This window comes from Massilia sp. CCM 8734 (genome assembly GCF_011682155.1).
Classification (GTDB): Bacteria; Pseudomonadota; Gammaproteobacteria; order Burkholderiales; family Burkholderiaceae_D; genus Telluria_A; species Telluria_A rubra.
The window spans coordinates 14,180-30,761 of record NZ_WHJI01000048.1; the positions used below are offsets into that span (position 1 = coordinate 14,180).

Genomic DNA, 16,582 nt, shown 5'->3' on the forward strand with positions numbered 1-16,582 from the left:
CCACCCTTTATGGTATTAATGGCGACGTATCGTCTTTCGTCTGCGTTCGCTTTTGGCCGTCAATCGAGCATGAATCCTTGCGGGGAAAGAAATCGTCAGGAAACACCACCTGTCCCGGTTCGAGTGGCAACGCACTGGAAGCGAGTTTCTTCCCGAGCGCCGCAATTTCCGCCACGTAGCCGGTGCGATCGAAACAGTAATTCAGTGCGCGCGATCCAGCTTGCATTGTCCAGCTGACGGTGGAGTCGGTCATATCCACAGCGACGCCTTCCCAGCCGCCATCGTCGGCAATACCGCAGGCACAGGTAAAGATCAGGTAATTCCCAAGCCCAGACATGCTGCGCTTTAACTCATCAAAACAGATCAGGGCGCCGTCGAAATCCACCGCTTCCAGGAGGTCTTTCCCGTCGATGAATACGCGGACTATCGCGATATCTTCAAACACGATGCCATCGCGCGTCAACTGCCTGCCAACCACCTCGTCGAGCGCGATGCGGAACGTGTTCACGGCTTGCCGAAGAACAGATAAAACGTCTGGTTGCCGCGTTCGCCAACCCCGACCGCCACAGTGAACGGTCCCAGCGCGGTATTGACCGCGCCGAACATGGAACCGGCAAACTGCGCCCGTTCCATCTGGTCGCCGTTCAAACGCCGCGTCATTTTCCCCAATTCGACCGAACCGCCCAGATACACAGCGCGCATGCCCAGCAAGGTCATTTTGCGCGTGTACACGCCGCGCCCGAACAGATAATCGCCGCCGAGGAACTGGCGCGCCTGGTAACCGGACAAATTCAAAAACCCACCCAGCGAAAACAATTCCATCAGCGGTAAATCGTCGCCCCACAGATGGCCCGCGCGCCCGGCCACGCTGAACCGGTGCGGGCCCCGGTTCCAGGCCATTTCGTGCCCCATTTCGAGCCGCTTGTATTCGACCGTGGCGCCGACCGACGTCGGGGCAATGCGCGCATTCACAAAGCTGTAATTGCCCGTCGATGGGAATACCCAATCATCCAATCGGTCCTGAACGTATTCAAGCTTGATGACGCCAATCTGGCTTTTCTCGGTGCTCAGCTGCGACACGCCGATGCTCGGGTCCGAACGTTCGGTGCCGCGTTCCAGCCCCACCTTGAAGGTGCTGTCGTCATCGACGTGATTGACCAGGTCGATGCCGATGGACGCCTGCTTGGCGCTGTAAGTCGCCACCGCCTTGTCGTTGATGATCAGGTTATCCTTGTTCTGCGAAAAACGCACGGACGGCGCCACGTACCAGCGGCTTTCACCACCAAGTGGCTGATACAGCTGCGAGGTAAAGGAGTTGACCTGGCCGAGCGAAACGGTATTGCGCCATTCCAGCCCCGAGCGCGTCAGCCATTTGCCGCGATGCGCCAGCAAGATCGTAAAGTCGCTTTCGCCAGCCAGGTCGGTCGACAGGCGCACTCCGGCTTGCAGGTAATTCGGCCCCCATTCCTTTTCGACCGGTTCGATCACCAGGGTGCGCCCTTCCGGTCCATATTCAAAACGGTGCGTGACGTTTTCGAAGTCGCCCGTCGAATACAGGCTGTTCATATTAGCGTGCAATTCCGCCGTGCTGAACGCCTGGCCCGCTTTGATCGAAAATTTGCGGTGAATATACCCCTCGCTGACGTGTTTCAACTGCTTGGTATCGATGCGCACCGAATTGACCTTGACCACCGCCGGATGGCGCGCCGCGCGCGCCGCCAGATGAGCCTTGAAATCGGCGTCGGACAAGGCCAGCGGCGCCAGCCGGTCGGCCACCACGCGCGCGGCGGCCTCGCCCATGTCGATGGTCCTGGCGGAGTTTTCGAAGTCGGCCGCGCTGAAGTCGCCCAATTGCGGCAGGATCAGCACGTCTTTCGGCGTCAGTTCGCGCAGCGAGGCTTCGACGTTCTGCTCGGTGAGGATATTGAGCATCTGCTGGCCAACGCCGAAGGCCGAGACGATCTTGTCGCGCTTGAGCAGCGGCGTGCCGAGGTTGACGGCAATCACAATGTCGGCCCCCATGGCGCGCACCACGTCGACCGGCAGGTTGCGCACCAGCCCACCATCGAGCAACGCTCGGTCGTCGATCTCGACCGGGGCGAACACGCCGGGCACCGACATGCTGGCCCGCATCGCGCGCGCGATGCCGCCGCGTTCGAGCACGACCATCTTGCCGTTTTCGATATCGGTGGCAATCGCGCGGAAAGGAATGTCGAGCTCGTCGAAGTGGGTGACGTCGCCGGTTTTCGCAGCCAGGGTGTTGAAGAAGAATTCGATCTGCTGGCCGTAGTTCAGGCCGCGCGGCAGGCGCATTTCGGCGTCGGAAAAGCCGATCTCGCCGCTGACGATGTTCTTGCGCTCGGTCGCCTTGGCATAGGTGGAACGGTCCAGGCGCGGCGGGCTGTCGGTGAGGACATTGTTCCATTCCACGGCAGCGATGCGTTTTTCCAGCTCGTCCGGGCGGTTGCCCATGGCGTAGGCCCCGGCAACGATCGAGCCCATGCTGGTGCCGACCACGTAGTCGACCGGGATGCGCATTTCCTCGAGGACTTTGAGCACGCCAATATGGGCCACCCCGCGCGCGCCGCCGCCGGATAACACCAGCCCGATTTTGGGGCGGCGGGGCGGGTCGGCGGCGAGGACGGTGGCGTGGCAGACGGCGAGGAAGAGGAAAACGGAAGCGTGGAAGGCGCGCATGAATTGGCAGGTTGAGTTAATGTCGGACGACATACGCACCGTCGTTCCCGCGCAGGCGGGAACCCAAGTTATTGAGCCGCCTATGCCGGTAGCGCAAACTTGGGTTCCCGCCTTCGCGGGAACGACGAGGCGCTATTCGGGCCGCAACGGTGTGAATGCATCCTTGCCGACGACAGTATTCCACTGCCTGACCTTATACCCGGTCACCACGCCGTGCAGCAGATACGGATCGGCCTTGGCGAACGCTTCCACCACCGCCGGCGAGTCGCCCTGGAAGAACAGCACCGACATATCGGCCGGCTCGGAAAACGCGCCGCCCATGATCAGTTCACCGCGTTCCTGCGCTTCCCACGCCAGTTTCAGGTGCTCGTTGCGGTACTTGCCGCGCGTTTCAAGATAATCCGGGGCCAGGTCGTAACATAACAAATAGTGCATGCAATCTCCGTCAAAACGCCATCATAAAAACCGGTCGAGAATCTTCCGGCTGTGCTTGTCGATGGTGAACATATCCCGGATCAAAAACTGGATGCCGTGATTATCGGCCACCAGCAGCGACGCGTCGCCAATCCGGCGGATATCTTCTTCGCCCTTGAGCGTAAACGCGGTATCGCCCCGGTCGGTCTTGACTTCCCATGTGCAGGGCGTGGCAAAACTGCTGACACTGACAATATGGTGAATCACCGGCATGAATTCGCGCCCATCGAGTTCATCTTGCACCAATTCGCGAATTGCCGCTGGCAGTGCCGCCAAACTGTCGATCCAGCCGACTTCCTTGCCATTGGTGAGCACCATCGAAATACCCTGGTCCGGCGCCTGGATCGGAAAGGCCCGCACCGGCGAGACGCCCACATGCACTTCGCCGTCTTCCGCCGTCAAGGTCAATTTACCGAAACTGTCGCGGCTTAATGTGAATACCGAACTTGCTGCGCTTGCCATCATCAATCCTTGTCATCCATGTCCGTATCGACGTTGCGCGCCTGCGCTTCGTACAAGCGGAAATACGCGCCTTCACGCGCCATCAATTCGTCGTGGCTACCCTCTTCCATCACCACGCCGCGGTCCAGCACCACCAGCCGGTCGGCCCGGTGCAAGGTCGATAAACGGTGCGCGATGGCGATCGTGGTGCGGCCCTGCACCAGGTTATCGAGCGCTTTCTGGATTTCTTTCTCGGTTTCCGAATCGACCGAGGAAGTCGCTTCATCCATGATCAGGATGCGCGGATCGATCAGCAAGGCGCGCGCAATCGAAATGCGCTGGCGTTCGCCGCCCGACAAGCCCTGCCCGCGCTCGCCCACCATCGAATCGTAGCCCTGCGGCAGGCGCAAAATGAATTCGTGCGCATGCGCCGCGCGCGCCGACGCGATGATTTCCTCGCGCGTCGCATGCGGCTTGCCGTAGGCGATATTTTCGGCGATGGTGCCGAAGAACAAAAACGGCTCCTGCAACACCAGCCCGATATTCTTGCGGTAATCGGACACCGCGAACGAGCGGATATCGACGCCATCGAGCAGAATCGCCCCTTCCGACACGTCATAAAAACGGCAGATCAGATTGACCAGGGTGCTCTTGCCCGATCCGCTATGCCCCACCAGGCCCACGAATTCGCCCGCCTTGATATTGAGCGAAATGCCGCGATTGACCGCGCGGTTGCCGTAACGGAAACCGACTTCGCGCAAATCGATGCGGCCTTCGATTTTATCGAGCTTGACCGGATTGGCCGGCTCCGGAACGCTCGATACATGATCGAGAATATCGAAAATGCGCTTCGCGGCCGATGCCGATTTCTGCGTAACCGACACAATGCGGCTCATCGAATCGAGGCGGCCATAAAACCGGCTGCTGTAGGTAATGAACAAGGTCAGCACGCCGACCGTGATGTTCTTGTTCGATACCAGCCAGATGCCGAATACCCACACCACCAGCAAACCGAGTTCGGTCAGGAACGACACCGTCGGCGAAAACAGCGACCAGACCCGGTTCAACTTGTCATTGACGGCCAGGTTATGTTTGTTGGCATCGCGAAAACGCGTCGCTTCGCGCTGTTCCTGGGCGAACGCTTTGACCACGCGCACGCCGGGAATGGTATCGGCCAGCACATTGGTCACTTCGCCCCAGACCCGGTCGATTTTCTCGAAGCCGGTGCGCAGGCGGTCGCGCACGATGTGGATCATCCACGCGATAAACGGTAGCGGCACCAGGGTAATCACAGCGAGCATCGGATTGATCGAACACAGGATCACCCCGGTCATGATAATCATCAGCACATCGGAGGCAAAATCGAGCAGGTGCAAGGAGAAAAACACGCAGATGCGGTCGCTGCCGCTGCCGATGCGCGACATTAAATCGCCCGTGCGCTTGCCGCCGAAATACTCCAGCGACAGCTTCATCAAGTGCTCATAGGTGGCCGAGCGCAGGTCGGCGCCCATCCGTTCCGACACCAGCGCCAGCACGTAGGTCTTGCCCCAGCCCAGCAGCCAGGCCAGCACGGCCGAGCCGAACAGGCCGGCCATGTACATCCACACCAGTTGCTGGTCGACCGGCTGCCCGTTCTGGAACGGTATCAACACATTATCCATCAGCGGCATGGTCAGATACGGCGGTATCATATGCGCCGCGGTACTGGCCAGCATCAGGAAAAAGCCGAGCGAGAGTTGCCCGCTGTACGGCCTGGCAAAGCGCCACAGGCGCAACAGGGTCCAGGTCGAGGGCGGCGTGTACAGCACCTTGGTGCAGATCGGGCATTCATCCTGCCCCGGGGCCAAAGGCGCCTTACAGCTCGGGCACACATTCTGCTCGGCCGACTGCACCGGCAAGCCGCTCAGGAAACTGTCGCGCTGCTCGCTGAAATGGTCGAGCACGCGGATCGCGTGCAGGTTCTGCCCCAAGGTGAAGCGCCAGGAGTCCAGTAAACCTTGTTCGTCGAACAATTGCAGATGGCCGACACCGGCGTGATCGTGGTGCGTGAGCGACAATCCGGGACGGAAAGCCCACTCGCGCCACGCGCTTTCACCCGGCGCGCGCGCCAGCAAACGGCGGCTGGTGACCAGCACCAAGCCTTTTTTGAAATGCAATTTGGCATCGAGGTCAACCTCGACGCCACTTAAAACGTTTTCCCCTGGTGCAAGTTTTTTAGCGACGTCAGCCTGCCAGTGTTCAGGCAGGGAAAGCGGCCCGGTGGCCGTCGTCATAGGAGAAACAGATGGATCTATAGTCATCGTAGTGCGGTTCCGGCTCTGGGCCACGAATTTACGGGCGGAAATTGTTCAACGTGGGCGCCGGCAGCAGGGCTCCCTGGAATGCCGGACCGGCATGCTGCGGAGCAGGCCCGCGCGACGCGTTCGGGAATCCAGACTGGCAGAAATCGGTTCAGCACGGTAAGCTTCGTCTCTAGCAAGTATACAACATGATGCGCTTCGAAAAGCCTCACGAGGTCTTAGGGCGTGAACAACGCCAAGCCTGTTATCAAGAAATAACGACATGACAAAGAAGAAAGAAATCAGTGTTCTGCGGGTAAGCCACCTGCGCGGACCCAACATCTGGACCTATCGCCCGGTGATCGAGGCGTGGCTGGATATTGGCGCGCTGGAAGAGTTTCCGTCGAACCTGCTGCCCGGCCTGTACGAGCGCCTGACCGCGTTGCTGCCGGGCCTGATCGAACACCGTTGCGGCGTGGGCGAGCGCGGCGGCTTTTTGGAGCGCCTGCGCGAAGGCACCTGGTCCGGCCACATCCTCGAACATGTCGTTCTTGAATTGCAAAACCTGGCGGGCATGCGCACCGGTTTCGGCAAGACCCGCTCCACCGGCCAGCGCGGCGTCTACAAGATGGCCTTCCGCACGCGCCAGGAAGAAGTCGGCCTGGCCGCGCTCGACACCGGACGCGCGCTGTTGATGGCCGCCATCGACGACACGCCTTTCGATCTGGACGCCGCCGTCGCCAAGCTCAAGGACATCGTCGACCACCATTGCCTCGGTCCCAGCACGGCGCACATTGTCGAAGCGGCCACCGAGCGCAAGATTCCGTTCATCCGCCTCACCGACGGCAACCTGGTGCAGCTTGGCCACGGCGCCGCCCAGCGCCGCATCTGGACCGCCGAAACCGACCGCACCAGCGCGATTGCCGAGAGCATCGCCAGCGACAAGGACCTGACCAAGATGCTGCTGCAATCGTGCGGAGTGCCGGTGCCCGAGGGCAGCCTGGTACGCAGTGCGGAGCAAGCGTGGGAAGAAGCGCAGGAGATCGGCCTGCCGGTCGTGCTCAAACCCTACGACGGCAACCACGGACGCGGCGTCTCGCTCAACCTGATGACCCAGGCCGACGTCGAAAAAGCCTACCACCTGGCCGCACGCAAAGGCGACAGCGCCAGCGTCATCGTCGAGCGCTTCATCCCCGGCGACGAACACCGCCTGCTGGTGGTGGGCACGCGCATGGTCGCTGCGGCCAAGGGCGAGTCGCTCTGGGTCACCGGCGACGGCGTGGGCGACATCATCGCGCTGGTCAACAGCCAGATCAACACCGACCCGCGCCGCGGCGAAGGCGAAGACGCGCCACTGAACCCGGTCAAGCCCGACGTCTCGGCCGAAATCATCCTCGAACTCGAACGCCAGGGCATGACCGCGCACTCGGTGCCGCTGGCCGGCCAGAAGGTGCTGATTCAACCGAACGGCAACGTCGCCATCGACGTCACCGACCAGGTGCATCCCTCGATCGCGCACGCCGCCGCACTGGCCGCACGCATCGTCGGCTTGGACATCGCCGGCATCGACCTGGTGGCCGAAGACATTACCCGCCCGCTCCACGAACAGCGCGGCGCCATCATCGAAGTCAACGCCAGCCCGGGCCTGCTGGCCCACCTGAAACCCGGCCAAGGCGCGGCGCGCCCGGTCGGCACGGCCATCATCGAGCACCTGTTCGCCGATGGCGAAAGCGGGCGCATTCCCATCATCGGCGTGACCGGCACCAAGGGGACCAGCCTGATTGCGCGCCTGATCGGCTGCCTGATCAACCTGACCGGCAAGCACACGGGCGTGGTCAGCGGCCAGGGCCTGTTCCTCGACCAGCGCCAGGTCTCGGGCGAGAACGCCATGACCTTCGACGCCGGCCAGCGCCTGCTGATCAACCGCACCGTCGAAGTGGCTGTTTTCGAAAGCAACGCGCGCATGATCCTGTCCGAAGGCCTGGCCTACGACAAGTGCACGGTGGGCGTGGTGACCGACATGGAAGGCCAGGAAGCGCTGGCCGAATTCCACATCCATGACGCCGACGGCATGGCCAACGTCATCCGCAGCCAGGTCGACGTGATCCTGCCGGACGGCGCGGCAGTGCTCAACGGCGCCGACGCGCGCGTGGCGGAACTGGCCGGCTTGTGCGACGGGCGCGTGATTTTCTACGCGGTCGACCCCGAACTACCAGTCATCGTGGCGCACCGCGCCGCCGGCGAACGCACGGTATTCATGCGCGGCCAGGACGTGATTCTCGGCGAAGGCGCGCAGGAAACGGTGCTGCTGCGCATGTCCACCCTCAAACCGGGCACCGCCCAGTATCCCGAAACGGTGCTGGCGGCAGTGGCGGCGGCATGGGCGCTCGATGTTCCGGCCGCGCTGATCGGCGCCGGCCTGCGCACCTTCGACACGGCGGCGACCAAACCCACCAAAGCCAAACTTTAACAACACAGCGCCCGGCCAGACGGCCGGGCTGCCGGCAGTGTCAACGCCCGAGGGCGCAGCGACGCACCAGCGCAACACTTAGGATGAAACGCTTTATGGAAGTATCTCGCGTACGGGCCCTGCGCGGCCCCAACCTCTGGAGCCACCACACCTCGATCGAAGCGATCGTCGCCTGCACCAGTGCCGAACAGGATGTCGGCGCCCTGCCCGACTTCGAGGAACGCCTGCGCGCGCGCTTCCCCGAAATGAGCCCGCTGCAAACGCTCGGCCACCACGACCGCATCGCCATGGCCCAGGTGCTGGAACTGGCGGCGCTCGGCCTGCAGGCGCAAGCCGGCTGCCCGGTCACCTTCAGCCGCACCACCGCCACGCCCGAAGAAGGCATCTTCCAGGTCGTGGTCGAGTATTCCGAAGAAGTGGTCGGCCGCCTGGCCATGGACCTGGCCGCGCAACTGTGCGCCGCCGCCGCCGCCGACACCCCGTTCGACCTTGGCGCCGCCCTCCTGCAACTGCGCGACCTCGACGAAGACGTACGCCTGGGACCGAGCACCGGCGCCATCGTGCAGGCCGCCGTGGCGCGCAACATCCCGTTCCGGCGCCTGACCGACGGCAGCCTGGTCATGTTCGGCTGGGGCAGCCGTCAGCGCAAAATCCAGGCCGCCGAAATCGACAGCACCGGCGCGATTGCCGAATCGATCGCGCAGGATAAAGAACTGACCAAAAAACTGCTGCACGCGGCCGGCGTGCCCGTGCCGCTCGGCCGCGTGGCCGCCGACCCGGACGACGCCTGGGCCGCCGCGCTCGAAATCGGCCTGCCGGTCGTGATCAAGCCGAAGGATGGCAACCAGGGCAAGGGCGTCACCGTCAACGTCACCACCCGCGAACAACTGGTGGCCGGCTACCACGCCGCCGCCGAATTTCGCGACGATATCCTGGTCGAACGCTACCTGCCCGGCCACGACTTCCGCCTGCTCGTCATCGGCAACAAACTCATTGCCGCCGCGCGGCGCGACCCGCCGATCGTCGTTGGCGACGGCAAGCACACCGTGCGCGAACTGGTCGACCAGGTCAACCTCGACCCGCGCCGCGGCAATGGCCATTCGACCTCGCTGACCAAGATCCGTTTCGACGACATCGCCCTGGCCAGCCTGTCCAAGCAAGGCCTGGTGGCCGAATCGGTCGCCGCCAAGGGCCAGCGCGTGATCCTGCGCAACAACGCCAACCTCTCGACCGGGGGCGCCGCCAGCGACGTCACCGACGACGTGCACCCGGAAGTGGCCGCGCGCGCGATCGCCGCCGCCCATATGGTCGGGCTGGACATCTGCGGCGTCGACCTGGTGTGCGACAGCGTACTCAAACCGATCGAAGAACAGAACGGCGGCATCGTCGAAGTCAACGCCGCCCCTGGCTTGCGCATGCACCTGTCGCCCTCGTTCGGCAAAGGCCGCCCGGTCGGCGAAGCGATCATTGCATCGATGTTCGCCGACGGCGACGATGGCCGCATTCCGGTCATCGCCGTCACCGGCACCAACGGCAAGACCACCACGGTGCGCCTGATCGCCCACCTGCTCACCGCCGGCGGCCTGCGCACCGGCATGACCAACACCGACGGCGTCTACATCGAAGGCCGGCGCATCGACAGCGGCGACTGCAGCGGTCCGCGCAGCGCGCGCAACGTGCTGCTGCACCCTGACGTGGACGCCGCCGTTTTCGAGACCGCCCGTGGCGGCCTGCTGCGCGAAGGCCTCGCTTTCGATCGCTGCCAGGTGGCCGTGGTCACCAACATCGGCGCGGGCGACCACCTGGGCCTGAACTACATCACCACCGTCGAAGACCTGGCGGTGCTCAAACGCGTGATCGTGCAAAATGTCGCCGACAGCGGCGTGGCGGTATTGAACGCCAACGACCCGGCGGTAGTCAACATGGCCAACAACTGCCGTGGCAGCGTCACCTTCTTCACGGCCGATTGCGGGCACCCGGTCATGTCGACCCACCGCGCCCAGGGACAACGCGTGGTGTATGTGGACGGCGGCATGCTCGTTGCCGCGCAAGGCAAGGTCGAACACCGCATCGCGCTGGCCGACGTACCGATCACGCGTGGCGGCAGCATCGGCTTCCAGGTCGACAATGTGATGGCGTCGGTCGCGGCGGCATGGGCGGTCGGCACCAGCTGGGACGACATCCGCGCCGGGCTCAAATCGTTCGCCAACGAGAGCGACAACGCGCCGGGGCGCTTCAACGTCTTCAGCTACCGCGGCGCGACCGTGATCGCCGACTACGGCCACAATCCCGACGCGATTTTGGCCTTGGTGGGCGCGGTCGAAAGCATGCCGGCCAAGCGGCGCTCGGTGGTCATCAGCGGCGCAGGCGACCGGCGTGACGAAGACATCCGCCAGCAGACCGAGATTTTGGGTGCGGCGTTCGACGACGTGCTGCTGTACCAGGACCAGTGCCAGCGCGGGCGTGCCGACGGTGAAGTCGTCGCCCTGCTGCGCCAGGGCCTGGCGGGCGCCGTGCGCACCACCCACGTGGACGAAATCGACGGCGAATTCATCGCCATCGACACCGCCCTGGCGCGCCTCGGCGAAGGCGACCTGTGCCTGATCCTGATCGACCAGGTCGACGAAGCCCTGGCCCACATCGCCGGCCGCATCGCCCAAGGCTAAGCCCCAACCGGGGTCTGACCTCTGATTCGAAACATTGCCCGCCAGAGGTCAGACAAACCGCCGAATGAAGCTCCAACCTCCTACAACCGGGGTCAGAGCATTAATTCGAAACTATTTCCACTCTAAAATTTCCGCACACTCCCGCGAGTTCATTCAAGGACGTTCTCCCTCTGTAGCTGCCCGATATCGACCAGACTAACGACAGCATCAGCGCAAATGTCGACCGTACCAGTGAGATAAGGTGCAACTAATTGCTAATTAAAGCTCTGACCCCGGGTGAAGATTTTGATGCTTATGCGCAATTAATTACGAATCAGAGGTCAGACCCCGGTTGTGGGAAAAGTTGCACAGGTAAAAATATTAATGTTGATAGACAGTTAAATAACATTTACACTTGGCCGCTTTAAGTACCCGCGCAGAAATAAGTGTGGGTTTTTGGCGAATATAGCCGGATGCGATTGCCGTGCGCCCGACGCGACGCAGCGCGCCGGCTATGGAAAACAAAAATCACAGTTGTTTTATGGGCGGGTACTTAGTACCGATCAAAGATACTCGACCGCCGGCCGCGCATCGCCAGCCCGAACAGAAAGCCAAACCTTGAACCCCTTTTTCCGCCTGCAGCGCGATACCTTGCTCGGCTTGCAGCGCCTGGTCGTCGGCGGCGCCGCCTTTTATGATGTGCCGCCCGTTCATCCCTGCGTGTTTTTCGCCAATCACACCAGCCACCTCGATACCACCGGCCTGCTAGCCGCCATTCCGCCGGCCATGCGCGACCGCACCCGGCCCGTCGCCGGGGCCGATTACTGGGACAAGACCGCCATGCGCCGCTACATCGCGCACACGCTGCTCAATGTGGTGCTGGTCGATCGCGAAAAAGGCGGCGCCGACGCGCTGCTGCCGCTGAAAAGCGCGCTCGACCAGGGAGATTCGCTGATCGTCTTTCCCGAGGGAACGCGCAGGGATACGACCCTGCCGGGCGAGTTCAAGTCCGGCCTGTATCACTTGAGCAAGGACCGCCCTACCCTGGCGCTGATCCCGGTGTACCAGCAAAACCTGCACCGCGCGCTGCCCAAGGGCGCGCCGTTTCCGCTACCGCTGCTGTGCCGCTCGCACTTCGGCGCGCCGCTCTACAACGACCGCGGCGAAGACAAGGAAACCTTCATCGCCCGCATGCACCAGGCCGTTTGCGACCTGGCCGATACTTTCTGAGAAGACCACGATGACTCCCCTATTCATGCTTACCGGCCAGATCTTGCTGGCAATCCTGGTCCTCGCTTCGAGCGTCGGCTTCGTGCTGCGCCTCAGGAATCCCGGCAACGCCACCATCATCAACCTGAACGCCCGCATCAACGCGTGGTGGATCATGGCCGTCGTGCTGTTTTCGGCGCTGGTGCTGGGCCGCTATGTGACGATCGTGGTGTTCGGCTTCGCCTCGCTGATGGCGCTGCGCGAGTTCCTCACCCTCACGCCGACCAGGAAGAGCGATTACTGGCCGCTGTTCATCGCCTTTTTCATCGCCCTGCCGGCCCAGTACTGGCTGCTGTGGACCCAGTGGTACGGGCTGTTCGCGATCATGATCCCGGTGTATATCTTCTTCCTCATCTCGGCCGCCAGCGCGATCAGCCAGGATACCGATGATTTTTTGTCGCGCAACGCGCGCATCCTGTTCGCGGTGATGTTCTGCGTGTACGGCGTGAGCCACGCGCCGGCGCTGCTGATGCTCGACATCCCGAGCTTCCAGGGCCACAACGCCCAGTTGCTGTTCTTCTTCGTCTTTATCGTACAGATCAGCGATGTGCTGCAGTACATATTCGGCAAACTCTTCGGCAAGCACAAGATGGTGCCCAAGCTGAGCCCCAACAAAACCTGGGAAGGCTTGATCGGCGGCGGCCTGGCGACGATGGGAATCGGCGCGCTGCTGGCGTTTGTCACGCCGTTCACGCCCTTGCAGGCGGCCGGCATGGCCGCGCTGATCGTCATCGGCGGCGTGATGGGCGGCCTGGTCATGTCGGGCGTGAAGCGCTCGCTCGGCGCCAAGGACTGGGGCACCGGCATCGCCGGCCACGGCGGCTACATGGACCGCCTCGATTCGCTCGGCTTCGCCGCGCCGGTCTTCTTCCACATCGTGCGCTGGATCTGGGCCCTGCCCTGAGCTGAGCTGCCCGTAGTCCGACTACGCCGCCTCCACCTCCCTTTTCTTGCGCAAGCATCACCGGTCCCCGCCCGCGCCGGCGGCGGAGGGCGCTCGCCTTGATTTTCGTACAATTCCTGAAACGATGTGTAGTAATATTACATCGGCCTTATGCCGATCGCCAGCGGCGTCACAAAAACGACGTATCAAGGACAAGGGCGCCGCTGCACATTCCCCTCTTCAGGAGTTGCACATGCATTCTCTAGGTAGTATTACTTCACGAATTCCCGCACATTTTTTCATCACCGGTTTGTGCACCAGCCTGCTGGCCGCCTGTGGCGGTTCCGATGGCGCCGACAGCAACTTGCCAGCACCGGCAACAAGGTCCGAATCGGTCCAGCGCGCCTCGGTCTCGACTGCGGCCGTGGCGCCCGGCACCATGCGCATGCATTACCGCCGCGCCCAACGCGACGAAGCCCAGTGGGGCGTCTACTCCTGGTCCGGCCCCGTCAAGCCGAGCGTGGAATGGATCAAGGACCGTTTCATGTTGGCCGCAAGCGACAGCTACGGCGGCTACGTGGATATTCCGGTCGACGCCACCAAAACCAACATCGACTTCCTGCTCACCGACGGCAGCGGCAACAAGAACTGCGCGAGCGACCAGGCCGGCGACTTTGCGCCCGACATCGCCGCGCGCGGCCAGGAGCTCTGGCTGCTCGAAGGCGACTGCAAGGTCTACACCAGCGCCCCGGCGATCAGCTTGGGCAATCTGGCCAACGCCGGCGCGCACTGGCTTTCGCTTGATACCTTGGCCTGGCCCGGCGCGCCGCTTGCTGCCAGCTACAAGCTGTTTTATGCCGCCAACGGCGGCATGGGCTCCACGCCCGATGGCATCAGCGGCGCCGATGGCAGCATCGAGCTGCGCGTTGCCGGCGCCTTGTCGCCGGCGCTGCAGGCGAAGTATCCGCACCTGGCTACGTCCACCGCGTTGACGGTGCCTGGGGACGCCCTGGCCGGCCTGCCGGCCAAGGTCAGCGGCCAGTTCGCCATCGCGCAATTCAATGCCACCGGCAAGCTGGTTCAGGTCACGTCGCTGCAAACGAGCGGCCTGCTCGACGCGCTGTTCGCCCCGGCCGCCGCCAACAGCGCGCTGGGCGCGACCTTTAACCGCGCCGGCGTGCCGACCTTCCGCGTGTGGGCGCCGACCGCCAAATCGGTCGCGCTCAATGTGTACCCGGACGCCACGGCCGCCAGCGCCAGCAGCGTGCCGATGACGCGCGACGGCAGCAGCGGCGTGTGGCACTACACCGCCCCCAACGTCGCCTGGACCAACCGCGCCTACTACACCTACACCGTCAACGTGCTTTCGCGCTGGGCCAATAACACGGTGGTCAGCAACGTGGTCACCGATCCGTATTCATTGAGCCTGAACGCCAACGGCCAGCGCAGCTTTGTCGCGAACCTCGACAGCGCGGCGCTCAAACCGGCCGGCTGGGATGCGCATCCGCTTCCCCGCCTCGACCATCCAACCGACATCTCGTTGTACGAATTGCAGGTGCGCGATTTCAGCGCCAGCGACATGACGGTGCCGGCCAACCATCGCGGCAAGTTCCTCGCTTTCACCGATGTGAATTCGAACGGCATGCGCCACCTGCGCGCGCTTGCGCGCGCCGGCATGAGCCACATTCACCTGCTGCCCAGCTTCGACATCGCCAGCGTGAATGAAACCGGCTGCGCCACGCCTGCCATTCCGGACGCCGCCGCCAACGCCGAGACGCAGCAGGCGGCAGTCACCGCTGCCGGCGACAGCGACTGCTTCAACTGGGGCTACGATCCGGTCCATTACAGCGCACCCGATGGCAGCTTTGCCACCAACGCCAGCGACGGCGCGGTGCGCGTGCGCGAATTCCGGGCGATGGTCAAGTCGCTGCACGAACAAGGGTTGCGGGTGACGATGGATGTGGTCTATAACCATACCAGCGGCGCGCAGCAAAGTCCCCTGTCGGTGCTCGACAAGATCGTGCCGACCTACTATTACCGCCTCAATGCGAGTGGCTCCATTACCAACGACAGCTGCTGCGCCGACACCGCCGCCGAAAACGCGATGATGGCCAAGCTGATGACCGATTCCGTCGTCACCTGGGCCACCGACTACAAGGTCGACAGCTTCCGCTTCGACATCATGGGCATGGCGCCGCTGTCGGTCATCACCGACCTGAAAGCGAAGGTCGACCGCGCCGCCGGGCGCGATATTTACCTGTACGGCGAAGCCTGGAACTTCGGCACGGTCGGCAACGACGCGCGCTTCGTGCAGGCGCGCCAGGCCAATATGTTCGGCACCGGCGTCGGCTCGTTCAACGACCGCCTGCGCGACGCGGTGCGCGGAGGCGGCTGCTGCGATGGCGGGCTTGAGCTGATCAGCCAGCAGGGCTTCATCAACGGCGCCTTTACCGATCCGAATGCGACCAGCGTGCAAACCAGGGACGACTTGCTGCGCCTGGGCGACTTGATCAAGGTGGGTTTGTCGGGCACCCTGCGCGACTACAGCTTCACCGACCGCACCGGGGTGCTGCGCAAGAATGCGGACATCGATTATGGCGGGCAGAAGGCGGGGTTTGCGGCCAATCCGGCCGAGACCATCAACTACGTCGAAGCGCACGACAACCAGACCTTGTTCGACCTGAATGCCTTCAAGCTGCCGCAGTCGACCAGCCTGGCCGATCGCGTGCGCGTGCAGAACCTGGGCACGGCCATCAACATGCTCTCGCAGGGCGTGCCGTTCTTCCACGCGGGGCAGGAGATCCTGCGTTCGAAGTCGCTCGACCGCGACAGCTATAACGCGGGCGACTGGTTCAATCGCCTCGACTTTTCGTACCAGTCGAATAACTTCGGCGTCGGTTTGCCGATGGCGGGCGTGAACAAGGCCAATTGGGAATGGATGTCGCCGATTCTGGCGAATGCGCAGATCTTGCCCGATGCGGCGGCGATTGTGGCGGCGCGCGACTACTTTCTCGACCTGCTGGAGATTCGCAAAGACAGCACCCTGTTCCGCCTGCGCAGCGCGAAAGAGGTGAGCGAGCGGCTCAGGTTCCACAACACGGGACCGCGGCAGATCGCCGGCCTGATTGCGATGAGCATCGACGGGCGGCGTTATCCGGGCGCGAAGTACGGCAGCGTGGCGACCTTCTTCAACGTCGACAAGGTCGCCAGGAGCATCACGATCGATGAACTCAAAGGACGCAAGCTTGCGCTGCACAAGGTGCAGCGCAAGTCGGACCATGACCGGCTGGCGAAGACGGCAAGCTACGAGCGCGCCAGCGGCACCTTCAGCATCCCGCCACGCACGACGGTGGTGTTCGTGGAAAATGGTCCGTTCTGGCAGAACGACGAGTAGGCCAGCCAGGTTGCAAAACCGGGGACAGAC

General features: G+C 63.0%; 10 protein-coding genes. 5 read left to right on the forward strand and 5 right to left on the reverse strand.

The window, feature by feature from the left end:
• Window positions 1-7: 7 nt before the first annotated feature.
• The 5 genes from F2P46_RS30395 to F2P46_RS30415 form a co-directional block, all read right to left on the reverse strand.
• Window positions 8-508 (reverse strand): hypothetical protein, encoded by a 501-nt coding sequence (locus tag F2P46_RS30395; RefSeq protein WP_166897388.1) that lies wholly within the window; start codon window positions 506-508, stop codon window positions 8-10.
• A complete protein-coding gene (locus F2P46_RS30400) occupies window positions 505-2,697 on the reverse strand; it encodes a patatin-like phospholipase family protein (protein WP_166897390.1) in 2,193 nt (730 codons plus the stop codon). Before F2P46_RS30400 ends, F2P46_RS30395 begins: the two co-directional genes overlap by 4 nt.
• A gap of 132 nt (window positions 2,698-2,829) precedes the next feature.
• Window positions 2,830-3,132, reverse strand: coding sequence for a YciI-like protein (locus F2P46_RS30405; protein WP_166897393.1), 303 nt, complete (start codon window positions 3,130-3,132; stop codon window positions 2,830-2,832).
• Window positions 3,133-3,153: 21 nt separating this feature from the next.
• Window positions 3,154-3,636 carry a DUF1854 domain-containing protein gene (locus F2P46_RS30410; RefSeq protein ID WP_166897396.1) on the reverse strand — a complete coding sequence of 161 codons (483 nt, stop codon included), beginning with the start codon at window positions 3,634-3,636 and terminating at the stop codon, window positions 3,154-3,156.
• Window positions 3,636-5,885 (reverse strand): ABC transporter ATP-binding protein, encoded by a 2,250-nt coding sequence (locus F2P46_RS30415; RefSeq protein ID WP_166897399.1) that lies wholly within the window; start codon window positions 5,883-5,885, stop codon window positions 3,636-3,638. The genes F2P46_RS30410 and F2P46_RS30415 overlap by 1 nt, the downstream gene beginning before the upstream one ends.
• A gap of 289 nt (window positions 5,886-6,174) precedes the next feature.
• Between F2P46_RS30415 and cphA (F2P46_RS30420) the strand changes: the two genes are divergently transcribed.
• The 5 genes from cphA (F2P46_RS30420) (at window position 6,175) to F2P46_RS30440 (ending at window position 16,552) form a co-directional block, all read left to right on the forward strand.
• Window positions 6,175-8,361 (forward strand): cyanophycin synthetase, encoded by a 2,187-nt coding sequence (gene cphA / locus F2P46_RS30420; protein ID WP_166897402.1) that lies wholly within the window; start codon window positions 6,175-6,177, stop codon window positions 8,359-8,361.
• A gap of 95 nt (window positions 8,362-8,456) precedes the next feature.
• Window positions 8,457-11,027 carry a cyanophycin synthetase gene (gene cphA, locus F2P46_RS30425; protein ID WP_166897405.1) on the forward strand — a complete coding sequence of 857 codons (2,571 nt, stop codon included), beginning with the start codon at window positions 8,457-8,459 and terminating at the stop codon, window positions 11,025-11,027.
• Window positions 11,028-11,624: 597 nt separating this feature from the next.
• Complete coding sequence (locus tag F2P46_RS30430) at window positions 11,625-12,236, forward strand: 1-acyl-sn-glycerol-3-phosphate acyltransferase (protein WP_166897407.1); 612 nt, start codon at window positions 11,625-11,627, stop codon at window positions 12,234-12,236.
• Window positions 12,237-12,246: 10 nt separating this feature from the next.
• On the forward strand, window positions 12,247-13,179 hold the full coding sequence (locus tag F2P46_RS30435) for a phosphatidate cytidylyltransferase (RefSeq protein ID WP_166897410.1): 933 nt from the start codon (window positions 12,247-12,249) through the stop codon (window positions 13,177-13,179).
• A gap of 232 nt (window positions 13,180-13,411) precedes the next feature.
• Window positions 13,412-16,552 carry an alpha-1,6-glucosidase domain-containing protein gene (locus tag F2P46_RS30440; RefSeq protein ID WP_166897413.1) on the forward strand — a complete coding sequence of 1,047 codons (3,141 nt, stop codon included), beginning with the start codon at window positions 13,412-13,414 and terminating at the stop codon, window positions 16,550-16,552.
• Window positions 16,553-16,582 lie beyond the last annotated feature (30 nt).

Bases quoted from the DNA above. Each gene is read 5' to 3' on its own strand.
- F2P46_RS30415 (WP_166897399.1), bottom strand. From the start codon at position 5,885: ATGACGACGGCCACCGGGCCGCTTTCCCTGCCTGAACACTGGCAGGCT.
- F2P46_RS30410 (WP_166897396.1), bottom strand. From the start codon at position 3,636: ATGATGGCAAGCGCAGCAAGTTCGGTATTCACATTAAGCCGCGACAGT.
- F2P46_RS30405 (WP_166897393.1), bottom strand. From the start codon at position 3,132: ATGCACTATTTGTTATGTTACGACCTGGCCCCGGATTATCTTGAAACG.
- F2P46_RS30400 (WP_166897390.1), bottom strand. From the start codon at position 2,697: ATGCGCGCCTTCCACGCTTCCGTTTTCCTCTTCCTCGCCGTCTGCCAC.
- F2P46_RS30440 (WP_166897413.1), top strand. From the start codon at position 13,412: ATGCATTCTCTAGGTAGTATTACTTCACGAATTCCCGCACATTTTTTC.
- F2P46_RS30435 (WP_166897410.1), top strand. From the start codon at position 12,247: ATGACTCCCCTATTCATGCTTACCGGCCAGATCTTGCTGGCAATCCTG.
- cphA (WP_166897402.1), top strand. From the start codon at position 6,175: ATGACAAAGAAGAAAGAAATCAGTGTTCTGCGGGTAAGCCACCTGCGC.
- cphA (WP_166897405.1), top strand. From the start codon at position 8,457: ATGGAAGTATCTCGCGTACGGGCCCTGCGCGGCCCCAACCTCTGGAGC.